21 protein-coding genes are annotated in these 23,365 nt (G+C 66.0%); 4 read left to right on the plus strand and 17 right to left on the minus strand.

Annotated elements, in window-relative coordinates:
• Positions 1–136: 136 nt before the first annotated feature.
• Entirely contained in the window at positions 137–2,725 is a 2,589-nt protein-coding gene (locus ASE83_RS15900) for a TonB-dependent receptor (protein ID WP_055792558.1), read from the plus strand.
• On the opposite strand, the gene ASE83_RS15905 is transcribed toward ASE83_RS15900, so the two are convergent.
• Both ASE83_RS15905 and ASE83_RS15910 read right to left on the minus strand, forming a co-directional pair.
• Entirely contained in the window at positions 2,715–4,037 is a 1,323-nt protein-coding gene (locus tag ASE83_RS15905) for a sensor histidine kinase (protein WP_055792563.1), read from the minus strand. The two genes, ASE83_RS15900 and ASE83_RS15905, sit on opposite strands and share 11 nt — an antisense overlap.
• A 1-nt stretch (position 4,038) precedes the next feature.
• Complete coding sequence (locus ASE83_RS15910) at positions 4,039–4,713, minus strand: response regulator transcription factor (RefSeq protein ID WP_055792566.1); 675 nt, start codon at positions 4,711–4,713, stop codon at positions 4,039–4,041.
• 109 nt (positions 4,714–4,822) lie between these two features.
• Here ASE83_RS15910 and ASE83_RS15915 point away from each other — a divergent pair, with 109 nt between their 5' ends.
• Positions 4,823–5,404 carry a YkgJ family cysteine cluster protein gene (locus tag ASE83_RS15915; protein WP_055792571.1) on the plus strand — a complete coding sequence of 194 codons (582 nt, stop codon included), beginning with the start codon at positions 4,823–4,825 and terminating at the stop codon, positions 5,402–5,404.
• A gap of 3 nt (positions 5,405–5,407) precedes the next feature.
• On the opposite strand, the gene ASE83_RS15920 is transcribed toward ASE83_RS15915, so the two are convergent.
• Positions 5,408–6,958, minus strand: coding sequence for an alkaline phosphatase D family protein (locus tag ASE83_RS15920; RefSeq protein ID WP_055792573.1), 1,551 nt, complete (start codon positions 6,956–6,958; stop codon positions 5,408–5,410).
• Between the two features lie 383 nt (positions 6,959–7,341).
• Here ASE83_RS15920 and ASE83_RS15925 point away from each other — a divergent pair, with 383 nt between their 5' ends.
• Positions 7,342–9,588, plus strand: a complete 2,247-nt coding sequence (locus ASE83_RS15925) for a beta-glucosidase family protein (protein WP_235515997.1) — start codon at positions 7,342–7,344, stop codon at positions 9,586–9,588.
• Positions 9,589–10,031: 443 nt separating this feature from the next.
• Here ASE83_RS15925 and rpmE read toward each other — a convergent pair whose 3' ends face one another.
• From rpmE to rpsB, 12 genes are all read right to left on the minus strand, one after another.
• The gene (gene rpmE, locus ASE83_RS15930; protein ID WP_055792580.1) at positions 10,032–10,262 is read right to left on the minus strand and encodes a 50S ribosomal protein L31; all 231 of its coding nucleotides are present in this window, start codon (positions 10,260–10,262) and stop codon (positions 10,032–10,034) included.
• A 97-nt stretch (positions 10,263–10,359) separates the two neighbouring features.
• Positions 10,360–10,830, minus strand: coding sequence for a 3-hydroxyacyl-ACP dehydratase FabZ (gene fabZ / locus ASE83_RS15935; protein ID WP_066689860.1), 471 nt, complete (start codon positions 10,828–10,830; stop codon positions 10,360–10,362).
• 3 nt (positions 10,831–10,833) lie between these two features.
• Positions 10,834–11,445: an OmpH family outer membrane protein gene (locus ASE83_RS15940; protein WP_055792583.1), complete on the minus strand. Its 612-nt coding sequence runs from the start codon at positions 11,443–11,445 to the stop codon at positions 10,834–10,836.
• On the minus strand, positions 11,445–14,201 hold the full coding sequence (gene bamA / locus ASE83_RS15945) for an outer membrane protein assembly factor BamA (RefSeq protein WP_055793016.1): 2,757 nt from the start codon (positions 14,199–14,201) through the stop codon (positions 11,445–11,447). Before bamA ends, ASE83_RS15940 begins: the two co-directional genes overlap by 1 nt.
• 61 nt (positions 14,202–14,262) lie before the next feature.
• A complete protein-coding gene (locus ASE83_RS15950) occupies positions 14,263–15,396 on the minus strand; it encodes a M50 family metallopeptidase (protein ID WP_055792586.1) in 1,134 nt (377 codons plus the stop codon).
• Positions 15,393–16,550, minus strand: coding sequence for a 1-deoxy-D-xylulose-5-phosphate reductoisomerase (locus tag ASE83_RS15955; RefSeq protein WP_055792589.1), 1,158 nt, complete (start codon positions 16,548–16,550; stop codon positions 15,393–15,395). Before ASE83_RS15955 ends, ASE83_RS15950 begins: the two co-directional genes overlap by 4 nt.
• A complete protein-coding gene (locus ASE83_RS15960; protein ID WP_055792592.1) occupies positions 16,547–17,338 on the minus strand; it encodes a phosphatidate cytidylyltransferase in 792 nt (263 codons plus the stop codon). Before ASE83_RS15960 ends, ASE83_RS15955 begins: the two co-directional genes overlap by 4 nt.
• Positions 17,335–18,072 carry an isoprenyl transferase gene (locus tag ASE83_RS15965; protein ID WP_082443437.1) on the minus strand — a complete coding sequence of 246 codons (738 nt, stop codon included), beginning with the start codon at positions 18,070–18,072 and terminating at the stop codon, positions 17,335–17,337. The genes ASE83_RS15960 and ASE83_RS15965 overlap by 4 nt, the downstream gene beginning before the upstream one ends.
• 23 nt (positions 18,073–18,095) lie before the next feature.
• Positions 18,096–18,653, minus strand: a complete 558-nt coding sequence (gene frr, locus ASE83_RS15970) for a ribosome recycling factor (protein WP_055792595.1) — start codon at positions 18,651–18,653, stop codon at positions 18,096–18,098.
• An 18-nt stretch (positions 18,654–18,671) separates the two neighbouring features.
• Positions 18,672–19,394 carry a UMP kinase gene (gene pyrH / locus ASE83_RS15975; protein WP_055792598.1) on the minus strand — a complete coding sequence of 241 codons (723 nt, stop codon included), beginning with the start codon at positions 19,392–19,394 and terminating at the stop codon, positions 18,672–18,674.
• 160 nt (positions 19,395–19,554) lie between these two features.
• Positions 19,555–20,484 carry a translation elongation factor Ts gene (tsf, locus tag ASE83_RS15980; protein WP_055792601.1) on the minus strand — a complete coding sequence of 310 codons (930 nt, stop codon included), beginning with the start codon at positions 20,482–20,484 and terminating at the stop codon, positions 19,555–19,557.
• 90 nt (positions 20,485–20,574) lie between these two features.
• Positions 20,575–21,354 carry a 30S ribosomal protein S2 gene (gene rpsB, locus ASE83_RS15985; RefSeq protein ID WP_055792604.1) on the minus strand — a complete coding sequence of 260 codons (780 nt, stop codon included), beginning with the start codon at positions 21,352–21,354 and terminating at the stop codon, positions 20,575–20,577.
• Positions 21,355–21,606: 252 nt separating this feature from the next.
• On the opposite strand from rpsB, the gene ASE83_RS18660 reads away from it, so the two are divergent.
• A complete protein-coding gene (locus ASE83_RS18660) occupies positions 21,607–21,831 on the plus strand; it encodes a hypothetical protein (protein ID WP_055792607.1) in 225 nt (74 codons plus the stop codon).
• On the opposite strand, the gene ASE83_RS15990 is transcribed toward ASE83_RS18660, so the two are convergent.
• On the minus strand, positions 21,794–22,561 hold the full coding sequence (locus ASE83_RS15990; RefSeq protein ID WP_055792611.1) for a CDP-alcohol phosphatidyltransferase family protein: 768 nt from the start codon (positions 22,559–22,561) through the stop codon (positions 21,794–21,796). The genes ASE83_RS18660 and ASE83_RS15990 overlap by 38 nt on opposite strands.
• A gap of 1 nt (position 22,562) precedes the next feature.
• Positions 22,563–23,294: a phosphatidylserine decarboxylase gene (locus tag ASE83_RS15995; RefSeq protein WP_055792614.1), complete on the minus strand. Its 732-nt coding sequence runs from the start codon at positions 23,292–23,294 to the stop codon at positions 22,563–22,565.
• Positions 23,295–23,365 lie beyond the last annotated feature (71 nt).

Here is a 23,365-nt window from a genome sequence, read left to right on the forward strand (position 1 = left end):
CCCGACTCCGAAATGCGAAGATGAAGCAAACATGAAATATCGACGTCTTCGCATGTCACCGAACCGTCACCGGACAGCCTTCGAATCGCAGTAATGCCCCCTTCCGAGCCGTATCGGCCGTTAGGGGAATACACAGATGATCGTTCGTTCGGGTGTGCGCGCACGCCTTCTCATGGGTGCTGCCGCGTTGCTGGTCCCGGTCACCGCGCAGGCCGCTGCACCGGAAGAGGGTGTGACCACGCCGGCCACCGCCGCACCGGAAGCACCGGCCGTCGTCGATGCCTCGTCGATCCCCGACATCGTGGTGACCGCAACGCGCCGTGAGACGAACCTGCAAAAGACCCCGGTGGCGATCAGTGTGCTGAGCGCCCCCGCGCTGGTCGACCGCCACGTCCAGAGCCTGTACGACTTGGCCGACGGTGCCGTCCCTTCGCTGCGCGTCGCGACGTTCGAAGCGCGGCAGAGCGCGCTGACTGTCGGCATCCGCGGCATCGTGCCGCTCGACGCGAACCAGCCGGCGCGCGAACAGGGCGTCGGCATCTATGTCGACGGCGTCTATCTCGGCCGGCAGCACGGGCTGAACGCCGCGCTGTTCGATGTCGAGCGGATCGAGGTGCTGAAGGGTCCGCAGGGCACGCTGTTCGGCCGCAATACCGAAGGCGGCGCGCTCAACATCGTCACCCGCGCCCCTTCGGGCGAATTCGAGGCCCGCGTGCGCGCCGGGATCGCCAACTTTGGCGGCTATAACGGCGAACTGCACCTCGACCTGCCGGCCTACGAGAATGTCAGCGTCAAGCTGGACGGTATCGTCCAGTATCAGGGGCCAACCACGAAGAACCCGCTCGCGGGCCAGACCGGCTTCAACTATTTCGACCGTCGCGGCGCGCGTGCCGCTGTCCGCTGGGCACCGGTCGACGGGCTGACCGAGGATTTCTCCTACGACTACGGCATCGACAAGAACTCGCCCTTCTACAGCCAGCTGCTGAACTACAACCCCAATGGCTGCGTCGCCGGTGCACAATCGGCGGTCCCCGCCTGCACCCTGCCCGGCACCGCCTATACGGCGTTGACCGGCACGGTGAAGCCGCTGATGCCGGGCGTGGTCGTCAACGGCTCCACCCGGATGAAGGTCGCCGATATCGGCGTACCGCAGCAGCCGAGCGTCGATCAGACCCACGGCTTCACCAACCTGCTGAAGTACAAGCTGTCGCCCGAGATCGAGCTGCGGTCGATCACCGCATGGCGCGGCGTCGATGCGACCCAGTGGGACAATTCGGGCGGTGCGCACCGCGTGCCCGTCTTCAACCCCGGCAACGTCGTGATCGACGGCACGCTGTATAACGGGCAGCTCTTCAGCCGCTATTCGCTGGCCGACCTGCGCCAGCGCCAGTTCAGCCAGGAACTGCAGGCGGTCGGCACCGTCGACCGGTTCGATTACGTGGCCGGCCTGTTCTATTTCAACGAACATGTCAGCGACGACGCCGCGACACCCAACTCCAATTTCTACAACGCGGCGACCGGGCGGATCAGCATCGTCAATCCCTGCGCGGTCGTCACCACCGGCTTCACCGTCGTCAACAACCTGCCAGTGGGCGGCACCACCTCGCCGGCCGGATCGCAGCCCGGTTGCCGGTCAATCGACCGCGCGTCGGAAGTCTGGTCGAAAAGCTATGCGGCCTATGGGCAGGTGACCTGGAACGCGACCGACGTACTGCACCTGACCGCCGGGGGTCGCTACACCCACGATACCAAGCGCGGCGCGCTGCATTTCTCGCGCAACGTCAACTACGACACCAACACCGCCGCTGCCGCCCGCAACGGCTACACGCCGCTGGATGCGACGTGGAACCGCTTCAACCCGATGGTCACCCTCGCCTATGACGCGGCGGACAATGTCCATGTCTATGCCAAATACGCGACCGGGTATCGCGCAGGCGGCGCCAGCTCGCGCACGTCCAACTATCAGGCGTTCGATCCGGAGGACGTGAAGTCGTACGAAGTCGGCATGAAGTCCGATTTCTGGGACAAGCGCGCCCGCCTGAACCTTGCCGCCTATATGATGGATCGCAAGGACAGCCAGGTCGACATCAGTTCGATCCAGTCGACCGCCAGCGGCAATTTCAACAACCTCGTCACGATCAACGCGCCGGGCACGACGAAAATCCGCGGGATCGAGGCGGAGTTGACCGTCCAGCCGATCGACAACCTGACGCTGAACGCCTCCTACGCCTATACCTATACCCGCATCCCGCCGGTCCTCATCACCAACAGCGCAACCAACGCCGCCGGGGTGACCAGCAGCACCCAGGCCTATCAGAACTTCTACATCGTCTTCACGCCCCGCAACGCGGCCAGCGGGTCGATCGACTATGCCCTGCCGCTCGACACCGGCAACAAGCTGCGCTTCCACCTCGACGGCAACTATGCGCAGCCGACGCAGGCGTTCGACCAGTTCGCGACGAAGAACGACGCATCGTTCATCGTCAACGGCCGGGTCGCGCTGGCCGACATCGCGCTGGGCGAAGGGCATCGGAAGCTGACCGTCGCGCTATGGGGTCGCAACCTGTTCGACGAACAATATGTCTATCGCCGCGATCCGTCGAACAGCCTGCCGGGCGCGCCGACGACCAACGTCACGTCGGGCAGCATCAACAACGTGCTGGGCGATTATGGCAACTTCAACGCGCCGCGCACCTTCGGCGTGGAGGGGCTCATCAACTTCTGATCGGCAGGAACAGCGCGGCCGCCAGCCCCGGCCGCGCATCCTCCAGCACCAGCCTGCCGCCGTGGAGGCGCGCGATCGCATCGACGATCGGCAGGCCCAGACCATGGCCCGGACGATGCCGGCTGGCCTCCAGCCGCCCGAAGCGTCGCCGGGCCACCGCCATGTCGGCGGCGGCGATGCCCGGACCGGTGTCGGCAACGCAGAGCCGGACCGCCTCGGCGGTTGCGGACAGCGACACCGTGACCGTCGTTCCCGCCGGGGTGTGGTGCAGCGCGTTTTCGACCAGGTTGAACAGCGCCTGGCTCAGCAACTGCTGGTCGCCCGGCACGGTCATGGCGGGGAGCGACCCGGCCACCAGCCGCCGTCCGTCCTCTTCCGCGACGCCCGACAGCGTTTCCACGACCTCGGCCACCAATGCGTCCAATGCCACCGGGCCGAATGCGCTGCGCCGGTCGCCGGTATCGATCTCGGCGATGCGCAGGATCGCCGCGAAGATCGCCAGCAATTCGTCGCACTGCTCGATAGCGACCTCCAGTTCTTCCGAAGGCGCGCGCTGGACCGCCACCGCCAGCCTGCTGCGCAACCGGGCGAGCGGCGTGCGCAAATCGTGCGCGACATCGTTGGCGACGTGGCGCAGATCGTCGACCAGCGTGGCGATCCGGTCGAGCATCCGGTTGATCGTCTCCGCCTGCGCGGCGAACACCCCGCCATCGGGCGTCACCGGCACACGGCGCGACAGGTCGCCGTCGATGATCGCGAGCGCGGTGGCCCGCGTCGCATCGATCCGGCGTCGCACGACCAGCCCGAACGTCGCGGTCCCCGCCAGTACGACCGCCGCGATCAGGCCGAAACCGATCACATAGTTGCGAACGCGGATCGCGTCATAGCCGTCGATCGGTTCGGTTTCCGCAACGGTGATGAGCGCCAGTCCCCGCCTCAGCACCCGCATCTCGGCCCGCCCTGCGCTCAACCCCGCAATGCCGTCCTGCCGGGTCACGTCGGAGAAGCCGGGCGGGAGCCGCCGCCGCAGCGCGACATTCCCGCCCAGCCGACGCCCGGCCGCGTCCTCCAGCTCGAACCCGATGTCGCCGCTGTCGCGCCGGCTGGAAAAGGCGGCGATCCGGCGCAGGATGGCGTCGGTGTCGCCCGGCGCGACATCCTCCAGCAGCGCATCGGCCACCGCATCGATCCGCTGGTCGACCAGCGACACGATCGCCGTGCGCGACGCATGAAAGGTCGCATAGCCGGTGACTGCCGTCACGACCGCGAACGCCGTCAGGAATATCGCGGTGAGCGTGCGCAGCCGCAGCATGTCAGGCGCGCAGGCTGTAACCGATGCCGCGCTTCGTCAGGATCGGATCATCCTCGCCCTCGGCGGTCAGCTTCCGCCGCAGCGCGCGGACCTGTACGTCGACGATGTTCGTCGTGGGTTCGAAATCATAGCCCCAGACGCGCTCGACCAGCATCGCCCGTGTCACGAACCCACCGGCATGACGCACCAGTTCGGCCAGCAGCTTGAATTCCAGATTGGACAACAGGAGCGGCCGTTCGCCGCGCCATGCGCGATGCTGGCCGGGTTGCAGCGTGATGTCGGCGGTGCGCAGCGTCTCTACCGTATCGTCGCGCCAGCCGCGCGCGCGGATCAGCGCTCGCAGTCTGGCATCGATCTCGATCGCCGGTGCGGGCTTCACCACATAATCGTCCGCCCCCGCCTCCAGCCCGCCGACCTTGTCGCTGGCATGGCCGAGCGCGGTCAGCATCAGGACCGGCAGGCGATGACCGCGTTCCCGCAACCGCTGCACCACGGTCGGACCATCGAGCAGCGGGATCATCGAATCCAGCACCACCGCGTCGAAGTCGTTCGCCGCGACCACCGCCAGCGCCTCCGGCCCTGTGCTGGCGATCGTGACGTCGTGCGACAGCGTTTCCAGTTCGGCACGCATCGATGCGGCGAACGCGCGGTCATCCTCGACAAGCAGCAACTTCACGGGCGTCTTCCTTCCAGCGACCGGCACCGGCCATACCCGAAACACCGCCCGCCAGACCAGCACGCGCCGATGATTTGGTCGAGGCGGTCGCTGGCGGTATAGCCGCCCCATGAACCGCGCGCCGACCTATCCCGATGTGGAAACGATGCTGATCGGGCCGGTGGTGCCGACACGCGACTGTGGCGATTGCACCGCCTGCTGCACCCACCTGACCGTCAACTCGCCGGATTTTGCCAAGCCGGCGGGCGTGGCGTGCCGCCACCTGGGGCAGGACGGCTGTACCATCCATGCCGTGCGCCCGCACATCTGCCGGACATGGTTCTGCGTCTGGCGTCGCCGCACCGACCTGCCCGATGCGGCGCGACCGGACCGGTCGGGCCTGCTGATCTCGTTGAACTTCGTCGACCGTCCACAGAATTGCCTTGAGGCGGTGTCGGTCAACGTCCGGATGCTGCCGGGCAGTGATGCGATCCGCAGCGGCATGGCCGCCGCGATCCTCGACCGGCTGTGCGATCGACTGGTGCCGGTCTGGTTCAGCGACGGGGAGGAAAAGATGCTGCTGCATCCATCCGCCGACGTCGCCCGCCACGTCCTGTCCGACACCCCGCCTCCTGCGTCGCTGGCGACCGAGGTTGCGGCATGGCGCGACCGCTATGCCCTGTTCGACGCGGACCGGCCGGCGGGCGGCTGACGATCAGGCGATCGTCAACGTAGGATCGCCGGCCGAGATGGTGAAGGTCGCCAGCGTCGACACCGGCGCATCGGGCGTCGACACGCTGCGCACCGCCCGCGCCTGCGTCACCCAGCGGTCGCGCGTCACGTCGCACACCGCGTAGCCGCGCCGGTCGCCGGTGAATTTCAGATACGGGTTGTTGGCCATCAGCCGCTCGTTGCCCGCGCGGACATCGGCCCCGTCCCCGCCCGACGAGATCGACGTGGTGACCAGCTCGACCGCCACCTTGTCGCCCGTCCCGCCATCGGTGCGCAGTTCCCCGGCAAAGGTCTGGTGCTCGTCCCCGGTCAGGACGACCGCATTATGCCCCTTCAACTGTCGCAGGAATCGTTCGCGCGGGGCGTCATAGGCGGCCCAGCTGTCCATGTTGCGGATCGGCACGTCGCCGTCCGCGTCCCGCCGGTCGAGCGGCATCACCATCACCTGTTGCGCGATGGCGTTCCACCGCGCGGCGCGCTGGGCCAGGTTCCGGTCGAGCCATTGCTCCTGCGCGCCGCCCAGCACCTGTGCCTGCGGGTCGCGCACCCCGGCGCAGATCGGCTTGAAATCGTCGTCGCATGGCTGATCGCTGCGATAGCTGCGCGTGTCGAGCAGGTGCAGGTCGACGAGGTTGCCGATCGTCGCCCGGCGATAGGCCCGGATACCGTCGCCGGTCGGGAACCCGCTGCGCCGCACCGGAACATGCTCGTACCATGCCTGAAACGCCGCCGCCCGGCGCAGGGCGAAGATTTCCGGCGGCGTATCGCGCTTGTCGGTCAGGCCGACCCAGTTATCCTCGACCTCGTGATCGTCGAACGTCGGGAACCATGCGGTCGCCGCGTGTGCCGCCTGCAGATCGGGGTCCAGCTTGTATTGGGCATAGCGTCGGCGAAAATCGGCAAGGTCGTACAAGTCCTGGCCCAGATGCTCGCGGATCACCCGGCGCGGCAGGCCGTCATGACCGATGCTGCCCGGCGTGGTGCGGCCCTCATAGATGTAATCGCCATAGTGAAAGGCGAAATCGACCTCTTCCAGCGCCATGTGGCGATAGGCGGTGAACAGCCCGGCTTCGTAATTCTGGCATCCGATCACGGCGAAGCGCACCCGATCGACCGGCGCGCCGGCCACCGGCAGCGTGCGCGCCCGCCCCCGCTGCGATCGCTCGCGCCCGATCTGGAACCGATACCAATAGGGGCGCGCGGGTTGCAGTCCCGCGACCTCGACATGCACCGCATGGCCCAGTTCGGGGCGGGCGATCGCCTCCCCCTTCGCGACGACGTTGCGCATCGCCGCGTCGCTGGCGACCACCCATTCCACCGGCATCGCCGCCATCGGCATCCCGCCATGTTCGGCCAGCGGATCGGGCGCCAGCCGGGTCCACAGCACGAACCCGTCGCTCGACGGATCGCCCGACGCGACGCCCAGCCGGAACGGATAGCTCGCGAAGAGCTGCTGCGCGCGCAGGATGGCAGGGGCGCCCGCCAACAGGGCAGTCGCGCCGACAAAGCCGCGACGGGTCAGAAGCGAAGACATGGGGCAGGTCCTGGACGCAGAAAATGACAGTTCCGGGACGCTGTATCATCCAGATCCGGCGCAGCAATTGCGTTTCGCGGAGCGAGACTATGCGACGCACCTGCCGTATCGCAAGGATCGTCCAACCGCATTATGGCCGGTTGCGCCGGCTTGCCTGACAACGCTATCAGCGTCGCCGACCGATGACGGGACGGCGATATGCCGACAAGAGGAGGACATCGATGCCGGTATCGACAAACGGTTGGAACCGCAGCATTGTGAACGTTCACTCAAGTCTTGTGGTTCGTCCCGCCCGACCTTCCTTCAGCAGAAAGCCACCGATGTCCGCTTTTCCCCGCACTGCCCTGTTGCGCCTTCTGGGTGGATCATTGCTTGCCGGCAGCGTGCTCGCCTCCCCGGCGCTGGCCCAGACGACCAACAATGCGCCGAAGGCCGCGTCCGCGCCGACCGATGGTCCGGCGCAGCGTCCGTGGATGAACACCGCGCTCGACGCGGCCGCGCGTACCGAGCTGCTGCTGAAGGAAATGACGCTCGACGAAAAACTGCAGCTGACGTTCGGCTATTTCTCGACGAAGGCGGATTGGCAGCGCAGCCCGATCAAGAACTGGCAGATGCCCAAGGACGGCCTGCCCGATTCCGCCGGGATCGTTCCCGGCATCCCGCGCCTCGGCATCCCGAACCAGTGGCAGACCGATGCCGGCGTCGGTGTCGCCAGCCAGCGCACGCCCACCCCGCGCCTGCGCACCTCGCTGCCGTCGGGCATCGCCACCGCCGCCACATGGAACCCCGACCTGGCCGAAGCCGGCGGCGCGATGATCGGGAACGAGGCGTATCTGTCGGGCTTCAACGTGCAGCTGGCCGGCGGCATGAACCTGATGCGCGAACCACGTAACGGGCGGAACTTCGAATATGGCGGCGAAGACCCGCTGCTCGCCGGCATCATCACCGGGCGCGAGATCAAGGGCATCCAGTCGCAGAACGTCGTCTCGACCATGAAGCACTATGCCTTCAACGGGCAGGAAACGAACCGCTTCAACATCGACCACCGCATCGGTGAACAGGCCGCCCGCCAGTCCGACCTGCTTGCCTTCGAATTCGCGCTCGAGATCGGCGATCCCGGCTCGGTCATGTGCGCGTACAACCGCGTCAACGGCTTCTATGCGTGCGAGAATGACTGGCTGCTCAACAGGACGCTGAAGCAGGACTGGGGCTATAAGGGCTTCGTCATGTCCGACTGGGGCGCCACCCATTCGACGACGCAGGCGGCCAATGCCGGACTCGACCAGCAATCGGGCTGGGCGTTCGATCGCTCGCCCTATTTCGCCGACGCCCTGCGCGAAGCGGTCAACAACGGCTATGTTCCCGAAGCGCGCGCGACCGACATGGCGCGCCGCGTCCTGTGGGCGATGTTCGACAACGGCCTGTTCGACAAGCCGGTGGCGGGCGACCGCGCGACGACGATCGACTATGCTGCCCACGCCGCCGTTACCCGCGCCGATGCGGAAGAAGGCATCGTCCTGCTGAAGAACACGCCCGGCCTCCTGCCGCTCACCGGCACCGCCCGGTCGATCCTCGTGATCGGCGCCCATGCCGATGTCGGCGTGCTGTCGGGCGGCGGGTCGAGCCAGGTCTATCCCCATGGCGGCCCGGTCAACGGCCTCGCGGTGCCGGACGAGTTCCCCGGCGGCTTTCCCGGCCCGAAGCTCTACCACCCCTCCTCGCCGATGAAGGCGTTGCAGGCCCGCACCCGCGCGACCGTCACCTATCTCGACGGCAAGGACGTGAAGGCCGCTGCCGCCGCCGCGCGCAAGGCCGATGTCGTCATCGTCTTCGGCGAACAATGGACCGGCGAATCGATCGACGCGCCGAACCTGAACCTGCCCGACAATCAGGACGCACTGATCGACGCGGTCGCCCGCGTGAACAGGCGGACGGTCGTCGTCCTCGAAACCGGTGGCCCGGTGCTGATGCCGTGGCTGGGCAAGGTCGGCGCGGTGCTGGAGGCATGGTATTCGGGCACGTCCGGCGGCGAAGCCATCGCCCGCGTCCTGACCGGTGAGGTCAACCCGTCGGGCCACCTGCCCGCGACCTTCCCCGCTACCCTCGCCCAACTGCCGCGTCCGGTGATCGAGGGCGATCCGAAGCTCGACCGTGATTCGCACCCGATGGGCAATTACGACATCGAAGGGGCGGCCGTCGGCTACAAATGGTTCGACAAGACCGGCGCCAAGCCGCTGTTCCCGTTCGGCCATGGCCTGTCCTATACCAGCTTCACGCTGAGCAACCTGGCCGCCACGCCGCAGGGCAAGGGCGTGGCCGCGACCTTCACCATCACCAACAGCGGCAAGCTGCGCGGCAAGGGACTGGCCCAGCTCTATGTCGCGGGTGCCGGCTGGGAAGCGCCCAAGCGGCTGGGCGGCTTCACCAAGGTCGATCTGGCACCAGGCGAAAGCCGGACGATGACGCTGACCGTCGATCCGCGCCTGCTGGCGACGTTCGACAGCAAGACGCGCGGCTGGAACATCGCGGGCGGTGAATATCAGCTGCTGCTGGCGCATTCGGCGACCGACATCGCGGAGCGGGCGACGGTGCGGGTGGCGGGCGCGACGCTGGACAAGCGCGCGCGGTAGAACGCGGCGAAGCGGACCGCCGATTGAATCTCGTCACTCCCGCGAAGGCGGGAGTCCGCAGACGCCAGCGCTGCGGCGCTCGGCTCTGCTGACCTGAAACCTACCCGTTCGTGCTGAGTAGGGGCTGAGCGAAGTCGAGGAGGATCAGGTGAACCATGCCCCGCATGGTTCAGGATCATCCCGGGGGACGATCCGACCCGATCCTTATCGAAGCACCTGTGGCAGTCCTTCGATACGCCCCTTCGACAAGCTCAGTGGCTACTCAGGACGACCGGGTATGTCTGAAGTCATTATGCTCTAACGGAAACGTCAGCGGCTATGGATTCCCGCCCACGCGGGAATAACCTGCATGCAGACACGACCCCAACAAGAAGGGCCGCGGTAGTAAACGCCACCGCGGCCCTTTTTGCGAAGGTCGTCGCGGCGTGCCCGCCGCGCGCGACTTACTTCTTGCCGAGCGTGAGACCGCCGAAACGCTTGTTGAAGCGCGCAACCTGACCACCTGAATCCAGCATCTGGCCACGACCGCCGGTCCATGCCGGGTGCGCCAGCGGATCGATGTCCAGCGTCATCAGATCGCCTTCCTTGCCCCAGGTCGAACGGGTTTCGAACACCGTGCCATCGGTCATCTGGACCTTGATGGTGTGGTAATCGGGGTGCGTGTCTTTCTTCATCGGTCGTCTCCACAAGCGGCTGGTTCCGACCAGCCTTGGAAAAGGGAAGGCGCGCCCGTACACGGACGCGCCCGGAATAGCAATGATCGCTGCCGGCCTACGCCTTTGGCGGGTCGGCGATCATCGCGGTGAATTCGCATTCCGCCGCCAGTTCGCCGTCGATCCGGGCCTTGCCCGCGAATTTGCAGACGCGCGCGCGCTTCTGCACGAACTCCGCCTCCAGCGTCAGCAGGACGCCCGGTTCGACCGGCTTGCGGAACTTCACGCCGTCGATCGACATGAAATAGACCAGCTTGCCCGACCCGGCGAGGCCGAGGCTCTCGACCGCGAGGATGCCGGCAGCCTGCGCCAGCGCCTCGACGATCAGCACGCCCGGCATGATCGGACGCCCGGGGAAATGCCCCTGGAAAAAGCCTTCGTTGATCGTCACCGCCTTGATCGCGGTGATCGACCGGTCGGGGATCAACTCCGCGACACGGTCGACCAGCAACATGGGATAGCGATGCGGGATCGCCGCCATCACGCGCGTGATGTCGAGCGGTCCGATCGAGGTCGCTTCCCCCTCCACCTCTTAGCGGCCTGCCGGGGCCGGACGCGCGCCAGCAGCGGCGGGAGCGGGCGCGGCCTGTGCCGGGGCGGTCACGCTGACGCTGGGCAGCTGCGCGTTGAGCGCGGTCAGCACCGCATCGGTGATTTCGGTCGCGGGCGCGTTGTAGAAGCTGCTGCCCTTGTCGACGGCCAGCGTCGCGCCACGCTGCTGCGCGACCTGGGTGATGATGGGACCGAGCTTCGTGCCGATCTGCTCACGCACATAGGCGATGTTGCGCTGGACCTGCTGTTCCTGCTGGCCGATCTGCGCCTGCGCCTGCTGCTGACGCTGTTCGAAGGTGCGGATGCGGGTCTGGAGCGCCGCGTCCGGGTTGCCCTTGGCGGCGGTGACGGCGGTCTGCAGCGACTGCGCCTCGGTCTGCAGCGGCTGGCCGAGCGAGGTGGCGAGCGACTGGAGCTGGGTGCGCTGGGTCTGGAGCTGGGCGGTCGCTGCCTTGCACGCGGTGCAGTCGCGGAAGATCCGCTCCGAATCGACGACGGCGATCTTCGCGTCGGGCAGGGCCTGGGCGAACGCCGGAGCGGTCGGGAGCGCGAAGACGAATGCGGCGACAGCCGCCTTGGTGAAGCTACGCATCAGAATTGGGTTCCTACGTTGAAAGTGATGAGTTTCTTGTCGTCGCCCGGCTGGCTCAGCAATGCCTTGGCAAGGTCGATGCGCAGCGGCCCGAACGGCGAATTCCAATTGACGCCGATACCGATCGACAGGCGCGGGCGCGCGGAGTCGCCTAGGAACTGTTCGAGGAACGGCTGGGTCGTCGACGTGGCGATGGTGTTGGTTTCGCCACCGGCACAGGTGCCGCCGATGGTCGCCGAATACCCGACCGAACACGTCGTCTGGCGGAACGCGGATGCGCCGGAGGCGTCGGTGAACTGGTTGTTGTAGACCTGCTGGCCGTTGACCGTCGTATTGGTCGTGAACGGCAACAGTGACGGCGACCCGTCCTTGTTGAACTGCAACGTGCCATCGGCGTTCTTCGCCTGCTGGAACTGCACCGTCGGCAGCGGACGAGTGACGCCGAACAACGCACCGGCCTGGATGAAGATCGACGGACGCAGGCCCAGTTCGGCGATGCCCGATCCCAATGGCGGCTCAAGCTCGAGCTTACCGAGATAATAGGCCTTGCCGCCCAGCGGATCGTTCAGCACCTGATCGCGCGCGGTAACCAGCGCCTGATCGCTGCCGGCGACCGAACCGCTATATTGCTGCCGCTGGATGCGCGGGCCGACGCCGCGGATGTCGAAGCCGCGGAACTGCGGCTCGCCCAGATAGAAACGATCGACGATGCGGACCGGATCGATTCCATTGCCGGAGCTCTTCTGCAGCGCGTGGATGTAACCACCCTCGACGCCGGCCGACAGGACGAAGCCGCCCACATTCCAGTATTTGTCGAAATCGCCGCGCACGCGGGCATAGCGCACGTCGCCGCCCAAGCCGGCGAAATCGACGCCGGTCACCAGCCGCTGGCCACGCGACGGACGCAGCCGGTTGTTAAGGTTGTCGAAGATCAGGTTTGCGCCGACGATGCTTGACAGACGGTTGCCGATCGAATCGCACAGATAGCGTCCGGCCTTGATTGGGTCGCAGACGCCGTTGGTGAAATACGTGTTCTCATCCAGCCCGACATTGTCCTGGCTCAGCTGATAGCGGCCCGACAGCGTCCAGAACTCGGTCAGCGGCACGCTCGCGACGATCTGCCCGCCGGTCGACACCTGCGAATAGAGCGAGTTGCGACCGGTACCGAGGAAGTTGAACGAGTTGAAATCGCGACGGAAGATCGTCCCGCCCAATGCCACGTTCTTGTCGAACAGATACGGTTCGGTGAAGCCCAGCTCGACCGACTTCTGGTAGGTCGAATAATTGACCGACGCCTGCAGGTCCTGCCCCTTGCCCCGGAAGTTGCGCTGGCGGATCGACGCCTGGATGATGAAGCGTTCGAGGCTGGAGAAACCGGCCGACAGCGTCAGTTCGCCGGTCGACTTTTCCTCGACGTTCGCGGCCAGGACGATGCGGTCCGGCGACGATCCTTCCTTGCGCTCGATCTCGAACTTTTCCTGGAAATAGCCGAGCGAGTTGATGCGATCCTGCGACCGCTTGATGAGGAACGCGTTGAACGCATCCCCTTCGGCCACGCGGAATTCGCGGCGGATCACGCGGTCCTGCGTCTGCGTGTTGCCGGTGATGTCGATCTTTTCGACATAGGTCCGGTTCGCTTCCGCCAGGAAGAAGGTGATGCCCATCGTCAGCTTTTCACGATCGGGCTGGAATTCGGGGCGGACGTCGGTGAACGCATAGCCGAACAGGCCGGCATATTCGCTCAGCTGGTCGACCGAATCCTCGACCTGCTTGGCATTGTACCACTCGCCCTTCTTCATCGGCAGCGTCTTGGTCAGCGCCGCATTGTCGAAGTCGCGGATCGCGCTTTCGACCGCCACGTCGCCGAACTTGTACCGCTTACCCTCTTCCACCACGTAGGTGATGATGAAGTCTTCCTTGTCCGGCGTCAGTTCCGCGATCGCCGAGATGACGCGGAAATCGGCATAGCCGTTCGTCAGGTAGAATTGGCGCAGCTTCTGCTGGTCGGCCGCCAGACGGTCCTGATCGTAGCTCGTGGCCGAGCTGAAGATCCGCCAGGGACGCGACTCCTTGGTGTACATCTCGCCACGCAGTTCGCTGTCCTTGAACACCTCGTTGCCGAGGATGTTGATCTGGCGGACCTTGGACTTCGGGCCTTCCTGGATTTCGAAGATCACGTCGACGCGGTTCTGGTCGAGCATGACCATCTTCGGTTCGACGTTCGCCGCGAACCGGCCCTGGCGGCGGTACAGCTCGACGATGCGCGCGACGTCGGCGCGGACGGCGGTGCGGGTGAAGATCTGCCGCGGGGCGAGCTTGATCTCCTTGGTGATCTTGTCGTCCTTCAGCCGCTTGTTGCCCTCCAGCACCACGCGGTTGATGATCGGGTTCTCGCGGACCCGGACGATGATGTCGCTGGTCTCCGCGCCCTCGATCTCGACATTGGCGAGCAGGTCGGACGCGTACAGGTCCTTGATCGCCTGATCGAGCGTTTCGGCGGTGTAGGGGATGCCGACGCGCAGCTTCGTATAGGACAGCACCGTGTCCGGCTCGATGCGCTGCGCCCCCTCGACCCGCAGCGAGCGGATGATACGGGTCGGCGCGACGGGCGCTGCCGGCACCTGCGCGGCGGGCTGGACTGCCGGAGCAGCGGCGGCCGGCCGCGTCTGAGCCGATGCCGCCGTGCCCGAGAGCATCGTGCTCGCGAGCAGCGCGACGCCGTGCGCGCCGTAAATCGAAAACTTGCTTGCCGTCACCAAACCCACCCCAACCGGAGGAACTTTCCAAACAGGACGAATGCGCCCTGCCCTAACCGCGTCAGCCGATCAAGCCGGCCAGCCCACGCCACACGCCGAACGCCCCCAGATCGTTCACCGTGACGAATATCATCAATGCCAGCAACAGCGCCAATCCGCCGCGGAACGCCCATTCCATCGTCTGCGGACGGACCGGCCCGCGTTTCACCGCTTCGATGGCGTAGAAGAACAGATGCCCGCCATCGAGCATCGGAACTGGCAACAAGTTGATGAATCCCAGATTAATGGACACGAACGCCACGAACGTCACCAACGCCGGCCAGCCGAGCGAGAGCTGTTCGCCCGACGTCTTGGCGATGCGCAGCGGCCCGCCCATTTCATCCATCGAACGCCTGCCGGTGATGATCTGCCACAGGCCGTCGACCGTCCCGCGCAGGATCGATCCGACCATCCGCGTGCCTTCGATCGGCGCCTGCCACAGCGGCAGCGGGGCATAGACCGGGTCGCCGCGTTCGATGCCGAAGCGGCCGATCTTCGCTTCGTTGCCGAAGCGGTCACGCTGCACCACCGACCCGATCACGGCGTCGGTCGATCGCTCCACGCCGCCGCGCACATAGTCGACGCTGACCCGTTCACCCGGATGCAGTGCGGTGAAGAAGGACAGGTCGGAAAACGTCTCGATCGATCGCCCGTCGAGCGAAGCGATACGGTCGCCCGGCTGCAATCCGGCACGATCCGCCGCGCTGCCCTGCACCACGCCGCCGATCGTCGCCGGGGTCCGATCGACACCATATGCCGCCGCAAAGCCGCCGAGGATCAGCACGGCCAGCAACAGGTTCACCGCAGGTCCCGCCGCGACGATGATCGCGCGCTGCCATACCGGCTTCGCCTGAAACGTCCGTGCGCGCTCGTGCGCGGGCAGTTGTAGCCATTCAGCATCCGGCTGCGACGCCGGGTTCATGTCGCCGGCAAAGCGGACATAGCCGCCGAGCGGCAGCCATCCGAACTTCCACCGCGTACCATGCCGATCGGTAAAGCCCGCGATTTCCCGGCCGAACCCGACCGAGAACGCATCGACCTTCACGCCGAACCAGCGTCCGGCGGCATAATGGCCAAGCTCGTGCAGGAAAACCAGCGGTCCCAGCACCAGCAGGAACGCGATGATCGTCATCGGCAGTCCGGGGGATTCGATCAAGCGACGCTGTCCTTCACACGCTCGCCCGCCAATGCTCGTGCCTCCGTATCGATCGCCAGCACGGCGTCGATCGTCTGCGGCTTCGGCGGATCGAAGCGATCCAGAACATCCGAGACGATTGCGGCAATTTCGAGGAAGCCGATCCTGCGATCAAGAAACGCCGCGACGGCGACCTCGTTCGCCGCGTTCAGGATCGCCGGACGCCCCCCGCCCGCCGACAGCGCCGCGCGGGCCAATGCCAGTGCCGGGAAGCGGATCATGTCGGGTGCCTCGAAATCCAGCCGCCCGATCCGCGCTAGGTCGAGCCGTTCGCACGGTGTCGCCATCCGGTCGGGCCATGCCAGCGCGTGCGCGATCGGCACGCGCATGTCGGGCGACCCCAGCTGCGCCAGGGTCGACCCGTCGACATATTCGACCATCGAATGGATCACCGACTGGCGGTGGACCAGCACGTCGAGTTGGTCGGGCGTCACCGGGAACAGGTGATACGCCTCGATCAGTTCGAGGCCCTTGTTCATCATCGTCGCCGAATCGACAGAAATCTTCGCGCCCATCGACCAGTTGGGATGCGCCACCGCCTGTTCGGGCGTGATGTCACGCATCTCCGCCAGCGATCGTTCACGGAACGGACCGCCGCTGGCGGTCAGGATGATCCGACGGATGCGATCGGGCGGACAATCGTCGAGGCACTGAAAGACCGCGTTATGTTCGCTGTCGACCGGGAGCAGCGTGGTGCCGGCTTGGCGAGCTGCCGCCATCATCACGTCGCCAGCCGAGACCAACGCCTCCTTGTTCGCCAGCGCCACCGCACCACCGCGCGCAAGTGCCGCCATGACCGGCTTCAACCCGGCCGTGCCGACGATCGCCGCCATGGTCCAGTCGACCGGACGCGCCGCCGCGTCGATCACCGCCTGCGTACCGCCCGCCGCCTCGATCCCCGAGCCGGCCAATGCCTCGCCCAGCGCGGGCAGGCACGCTTCGTCGCCGACCACCGCCAGCGCCGCACCGACCCGCCGCGCCGCCGCCGCCAGCTTGCCGACGTCGCGATGTGCGGTCAGCGCCTCGACCTCAAAAGCGTCCGGCGTCCGTTCGATCAGGTCGAGCGTGGACGAGCCGACCGATCCGGTCGCGCCCAAAATGGTAACCCGCTTCATACCCAGTACAGCCCCGCCAATACCATCAGCGCCGCGGCGGGCGCGACGGGAACCAGTCCGTCCAGTCGATCCAGCACGCCGCCATGGCCGGGCAGGACGTTGCCCGAATCCTTGACCCCGGCAGTGCGCTTCAACTGGCTTTCATAAAGGTCGCCGGCCTGCGCCAGCACGGCCAGCAACGGCGTCGCCAGCACGAGGTGCAGCGGCAGGCCGGCATATTGCAGCACCCCCGCCAGCACCGACGCGGCAATGACGCCGCCGATCAACCCGGCCCAGGTCTTGTTCGGGCTGATCGTCGGCGCAAGCTTCGGCCCACCGATCGACCGGCCCGCGAAATAGGCACCGATGTCGCACGCCCAGACCAGCGCCATCGCCCAGAAGGCAAGCAACAGCCCGTCCGCCTGCCCACGCAGGAACACGACCGCCAGCGCCGGCGCCCCGCAATAAACGATGCCCCGTGCCAGCCCCGGCAGCCGTGTCGTAATAACGACGAAGAACGCCGCGCCCACGATCAGGCCCAGCGCCAGAAAGCTCGCCCCCGCCGCCAGCGGCGACAGGATGGCGAGCGGCACGGTCAGCGCGAACTGCGCCAGGCGCTTATGCTTACGCGACACTTTATGCAGGTCGGCCCATTCGGCCATCATGAACAGCGTGCCGATCGCGACCAGCAGCCAGAACACGAAATCGCCCAGCCACAGCGCAGTCGCCGCGACCGCGATCATCCCGATACTGGCCAGCGTGCGCGTCGCCAGATCGGACTTGCGCCGCGCTACCGGATCGGACGTCACAGGCCCCCAAACCGACGCTGCCGCTTGCCATAGGCGGCAATGGCCTGCGCCAGCGCGTCGCCGTCGAAATCGGGCCACAGCGTGTCGACGAACAGCAATTCGGCATAGGCCGCCTGCCACAGCAGGAAATTGGACAGGCGATGTTCGCCCGACGTGCGGATCATCAGGTCGAGCGGCGGCAGGCCATGGGTGTCGAGTTCGCAATCGATCGCCGCTTCGTCGATCGCCGATACCGGCATTCCCGCCGCGACCTTCTCGGCCAGCCGCCGCGTCGCCGCGACCAGCTCCGCCTGCGCACCATAGTTCAGCGCGATGGCAAGGATCGGGCCGGTATTGGTCGCGGTACGCGCGATCGCATCGTCGATCAGCTTCACCAGATCGGGCTTGAGCGCGCGGTAGTTCCCCAAAATGCGCAGCCGGACGCCTTCGCGCGTCAGCTCGTTGATCTCGTTCTTCAGGAAATGGCGCAGCAACCCCATTAGGTCGCCGATTTCCTCCTCCGGTCGACGCCAGTTCTCGGACGAGAAGGCGTAGAGCGTCAGCGCCTCGATCCCCTGTTCGCGCGCGGCCCGCGTGATGCGCCGCACCGCCTCCACGCCCTGCCGATGGCCGGCGACACGCGGCAGACGCCGGGCCTTCGCCCAACGGCCATTGCCGTCCATGATGATCGCCACATGACGGGGGATGGAGGAGGGGGAAGGCAAACCGGGTTCGGCGGCATCGGCCGACGACACCGGAGCGCGCGCGGCGAACGACGTCACTTGCCGAGGATTTCCTTCTCCTTGGCATCCGCCGAGGAATCGATGTCGGCGATCGTCGCGTCGGTCATCTTCTGCACTTCGGTTTCGAGCTTCTTGCGCTCGTCTTCCGAATAGACACCCTTCTTCTCGTCGGTCTTCAGGCTTTCCATGCCATCGCGACGCACGTTGCGCACCGCGATGCGTGCCGACTCCGCGTACTTGCCGGCCAGCTTCGCCAGTTCCTTGCGACGTTCCTCGGTCAGGTCCGGAATCGGCAGGCGCAGCGTCTGACCATCGACAATCGGGTTGAGGCCGAGGCCCGCCGAACGGATCGCCTTGTCCGCCGGACCGACGTTCGACTTGTCCCACACCTGCACCGACAACATGCGCGGTTCGGGCGCGGAGACGGTCGCGACTTGGTTCAACGGCATGTGCGCGCCGTACACCTCGACCGTGACCGGATCGAGGAGCGACACCGATGCACGACCCGTGCGCAGGCCGCTCAGATCGCCCTTCAGCGATTCCACGGCACCGGCCATCCGGCGTTCCAGATCGGCCTTGTTATATGCGGCCATAACCGACTTCCTTCTGAATCAAGCGTTGTTCTGAACGATCGTCGACACACCTTCACCCGCCAGCACGGCGGCAAGGTTGCCTTCGTCACGGATGTTGAAGACGACGATCGGGATATTGTTGTCACGGCACAGCGCCACGGCCGACGCGTCCATGACCTTCAGGTCGTCGGCCAGCACCCGGCCGAAGCCCAGCGTGTCATAACGCTTCGCGGTCGGCACCTTCTTGGGGTCCGCATCATACACGCCGTCGACGCTGGTGCCCTTGAACAGCGCCTCGCAGCCCATTTCGGCGGCGCGCAGCGCAGCGGTGGTATCAGTGGTGAAGAACGGGCTGCCGGTGCCGGCGGCGAAGATCACGACGCGGCCCTTCTCCATGTGCCGCACCGCGCGGCGACGGATATAGGGTTCGCATACCGATGCCATCGGGATCGCCGACTGGACCCGGGTTTCGACGCCGATCTGCTCCAGCGCGTTCTGCATGGCGAGCGCGTTCATCACGGTCGCGAGCATACCCATATAGTCGGCGCTCGCGCGCTCGAAGCCCTGCGCGGCACCGGCGACGCCGCGGAAGATATTACCACCGCCGACCACGACGCAAACCTCATGCCCCTCGCCCCGCGCTGCCTTGATCTCCCGCGCGACACGGTCGCACATCGCGGGATCGATGCCGAACTGGCCGGAGCCCATCAGCACTTCGCCGGACAGTTTCAAAAGGATACGGTTGAAGCGGGGACGGGTCATGGAACCTGCAAAGTTGGTCTATCGGAAGCGCGGCGGACCCTAGCCGTGACCGCCTGCAAAGCCAAGCGGCCATTGGCCGATGCGACGGACCGGATACGACAGGGGCCGCAAGCGCATGTCGCACTTGCGGCCCCTGCCGATGCCGGGTCGGCGGTAGACCTTACTTGGTCAGGCCGGCCGTGGCGGCGACTTCGGCGGCGAAGTCGCTCTCTTCCTTCTCGATGCCTTCGCCCAGCTGGAAGCGGACATAGTCCTTCAGCACGATGGTCGTGCCGGCATCCTTGGCCGCCTTCGCGACGACATCGGCGACCGGCGTCTTGCCGTCCATCACGATCGGCTGGCTCAGCAGCGCGTTTTCCTTGGCGAACTTCTTCACCGAACCTTCGACCATCTTGGCGATGATATCGGCCGGCTTGCCCGAATCGGCGGCCTTTTCAGTCGCGATCTGCCGTTCACGCTCCAGAATGTCCTGGTCGAGACCGCTCTCGTCCAGCGCCAGCGGGAAGGCAGCGGCGATGTGCATCGCGATCTGCTTGCCCAGCGGTTCGAGAACATCGACACCGGCGTCCGATTCCAGCGCGACCAGCACGCCGATCTTGCCGAGGCCCGGGCCGGCCGAATTGTGGACGTACGGGATCACCGCGCCCTTGGCGACTTCGACGGCCTTCGCACGACGCAACACCTGGTTTTCGCCGATGGTCGAGATGTTGGCGACCAGCGCGTCCTCCACGGTGCCGCCGTTCGGCATCGCCTGACCCTTCAGCGCCTCGACGTCATCGCCCTTTTCCAGCGCGATCGCGACGACGTCGCGAACGAAGCTCTGGAACTGGTCGTTCTTGGCGACGAAGTCGGTCTGGCTGTTGACTTCGATGGCGACGCCCTTGGTCCCGGCGACGGCAACGCCGACCAGACCTTCGGCCGCGGTACGGCTCGACTTCTTGGCGACGGCGGCAAGGCCCTTGGTCCGCAGCCAGTCGACGGCTGCTTCCATGTCACCGTTGTTTTCGGTCAGCGCCTTCTTGCAATCCATCATGCCGGCGCCCGAGCGCTCACGCAGTTCCTTGACGGCGGCGGCGGTAACTTCTGCCATGGCTTGGCTCCTGATTTGTGTTCGATATGCTTGCGGGCGAGGCAGCGCGTGTTTCGCCCTGCCCCGCCCGCACGTCAGTTCCGTGACAGCTTACGCTTCGACAGCGGCTTCCGGCTCGGCGGTCAGCGCTTCCTCGGCGGGCGGCTCGTCCATCGCGCCCAGGTCGCGGCCCGAATGCGCCATCGCCTGCTGACCACCACGGGTCGCGGCGATCGCGATGGCTTCGCAATACAGGCGGATCGCACGGCTCGCGTCGTCGTTCGCGGGAACCGGGAAGGCGATGCCGTCCGGCGACACATTCGAATCGAGAATCGCGACGACCGGGATACCCAGCGTGTTGGCTTCCTTGATCGCCAGCTCTTCCTTGTTCGCGTCGATCACGAACATGATGTCGGGAATGCCGCCCAGATCGCGGATACCGCCGAGCGACAGCTCCAGCTTGTCCTTCTCGCGGGTCAGGTTCAGCACTTCCTTCTTGGTCAGGCCGTGCGTGTCGCCCGACAGCTGCTCTTCGAGCGCCTTCAGACGCTTGATCGAGTTGCTGATCGTCTTCCAGTTGGTGAGCATCCCGCCCAGCCAGCGGTGGTTGACGAAATGCTGGCCCGACTTGCGGGCGGCCTCGGCGATCGGCTCCTGCGCCTGGCGCTTGGTGCCGACGAACAGCACCTTGCCGCCCGACGCGACGGTCGACGACACGAACTCGAGCGCGCGCGCGAACAGCGGCACGGTCTGCGACAGGTCGAGGATGTGGACGCCGTTACGATCGCCAAAGATGTACGGCTTCATCTTCGGGTTCCAGCGATGGGTCTGGTGGCCGAAGTGCGCGCCCGATTCGAGCAGCGCCTGCATGGTGACGACGGGTGCCGCCATAGGATAATTCCTTCCGGTTGATCCTCTGGGAAGCAGGAACCCTATCAGGCCAAAGGCCCGGGCACCGGTATGAGCGCTTCCCATGTGGGGTTGAGGCGGCGGCCTTTAGCGTAACGCAGCGTAACGATCAAGGCTTGACGTTGGAACGATATGAGAACATACAGGGTTCAGACGAGGATCATGGAACAAGATACCGCACAACCTGTTGTGGGGGCTTGCGATTTCATGATCGCATGATCGGGGAGTTTCGAGATGGCCCTGTTGGTTTCTGCGTTGTTCGCCTTTGGTTTCGTCGTTGCCGTCGCAACGATCGTCGCAACAATTCTGCCGGCTCAAGACCGCATCCTGCGCCTGTTGCGGCGTGGTCCGGAATGGACGATCGATCCACTCCCCCCGGTACATCTGACGTCGCGGCGCGGGGTGATCCGCCAGCGTGCAGCTACGGCCGCAGCGCAGCCGCTTCGCGCTGCCGCCTGATCCGGGCATAGCTGCGAATGCTGAACGGAAGCGTCGCCAGATAGGCGACGCATACTATCGTGAGCGTCTGCCACGGCGCTGATACCAAGGCTGCGGCGACGACCACGACACCGACGATCGCTTCGAAGCGGATGTTGCGGCGCAGCTTCAGCGATGACCAGCTGTAGGTGGCAAGGCTGGACACCATCAGGAACGCAACGAACGCGACCCATGGCGCCACCAGCCATGGCGATCGGAACAGTTCCTCGCCTGACCATATCCATGCGTACAGCGGCAGCATCGCAAGTCCCGCACCCGCCGGAGCGGGAATACCGGTCAGGAAGCCCGCCGATTTATGCGGCTGATCGTCGGCATCGATCCGCGCGTTGAAGCGCGCCAGACGCAGGGCAGTGAATACGGCATAGACCAGCGAGACGATCCAGCCGATGCGCGGTTCGGCCAACAACGCCCACAGATACAGGATGAGCGCGGGCGACACGCCGAACGAGATCGCGTCCGACAGCGAATCAAGCTCCGCACCGAACTTGCTCTCGCCCCGGACCAGGCGCGCGACGCGGCCGTCCAGTCCATCAAGGACGCCGGCGAGTAGCACCATCAGGACGGCGCGTTCCCACTCGCCCCCGATGGCGAAACGGATGCCGGTAAGACCGGAGCACAGTGCCAGCGCCGTGACAGCGTTGGGCGCAAGGGCGCGGAGCGGGATACCCCGGACGGGAAGAGGACGACGCATCTTACTGTGCGATGCCGGTCGCGGCGGCGATGCCGGGCCGACCGAGAACGGTCTCGCCGGCGACGCTACGCTGGCCCAGCGCGACCTGCGGTTCGATGCCCTCGGGCAGGAAGACATCGACCCGGCTGCCGAAGCGGATCAGCCCGACCCGCTGGCCGCTCGCGACGAAATCCCCCGGCTTCACGAAGCTGACGATGCGCCGCGCGACCAGACCGGCGATCTGCGTAAAGCCGACCCGCTTTCCGTCCAGCCCTTCGACGACGACATGCTGACGCTCGTTCTCGTCGCTGGCCTTGTCGAGATCGGCGTTGAGGAACTTGCCGGAGATATAGACGACCTGCCGGATGCTACCGGCAATCGGCGTGCGGTTGATATGGACGTCGAACACCGACATGAAGATCGACACGCGCACCAGCGGCTGATCGCCCAGACCGCCCGGACCGCGCAGTTCTACCGGCAGTTCGACCCGCTGGATCATCGTGACCAGTCCGTCGGCGGGTGCGACGATCAGCCCGTCGCCCTGCGGCGTCGTGCGGACCGGATCGCGGAAGAAGGCAGCGATCCAGAGCGTTACCAGCCCCATCGGCCATGCCAGCGTTTCCCACGCCATGAAGGCGAAGAAGGCGGTGACGGTGGCGGCGATGAGGACGTATTTGCGCCCTTCGGGATGAACCGAGGGCCAGCGCCACTTGACGGTCGTGCTGCCGACCGCGGGCTTTTCGAGCGATGCCATGAGGCGTGGTGTAGCCAAGGTGGGCCGTGCTGACAACCGCCCTGCTCTCCCCACGCGGTTGATCCGGCGCG

Source organism: Sphingomonas sp. Leaf32 (assembly GCF_001421765.1).
GTDB lineage: Bacteria > Pseudomonadota > Alphaproteobacteria > Sphingomonadales > Sphingomonadaceae > Sphingomonas.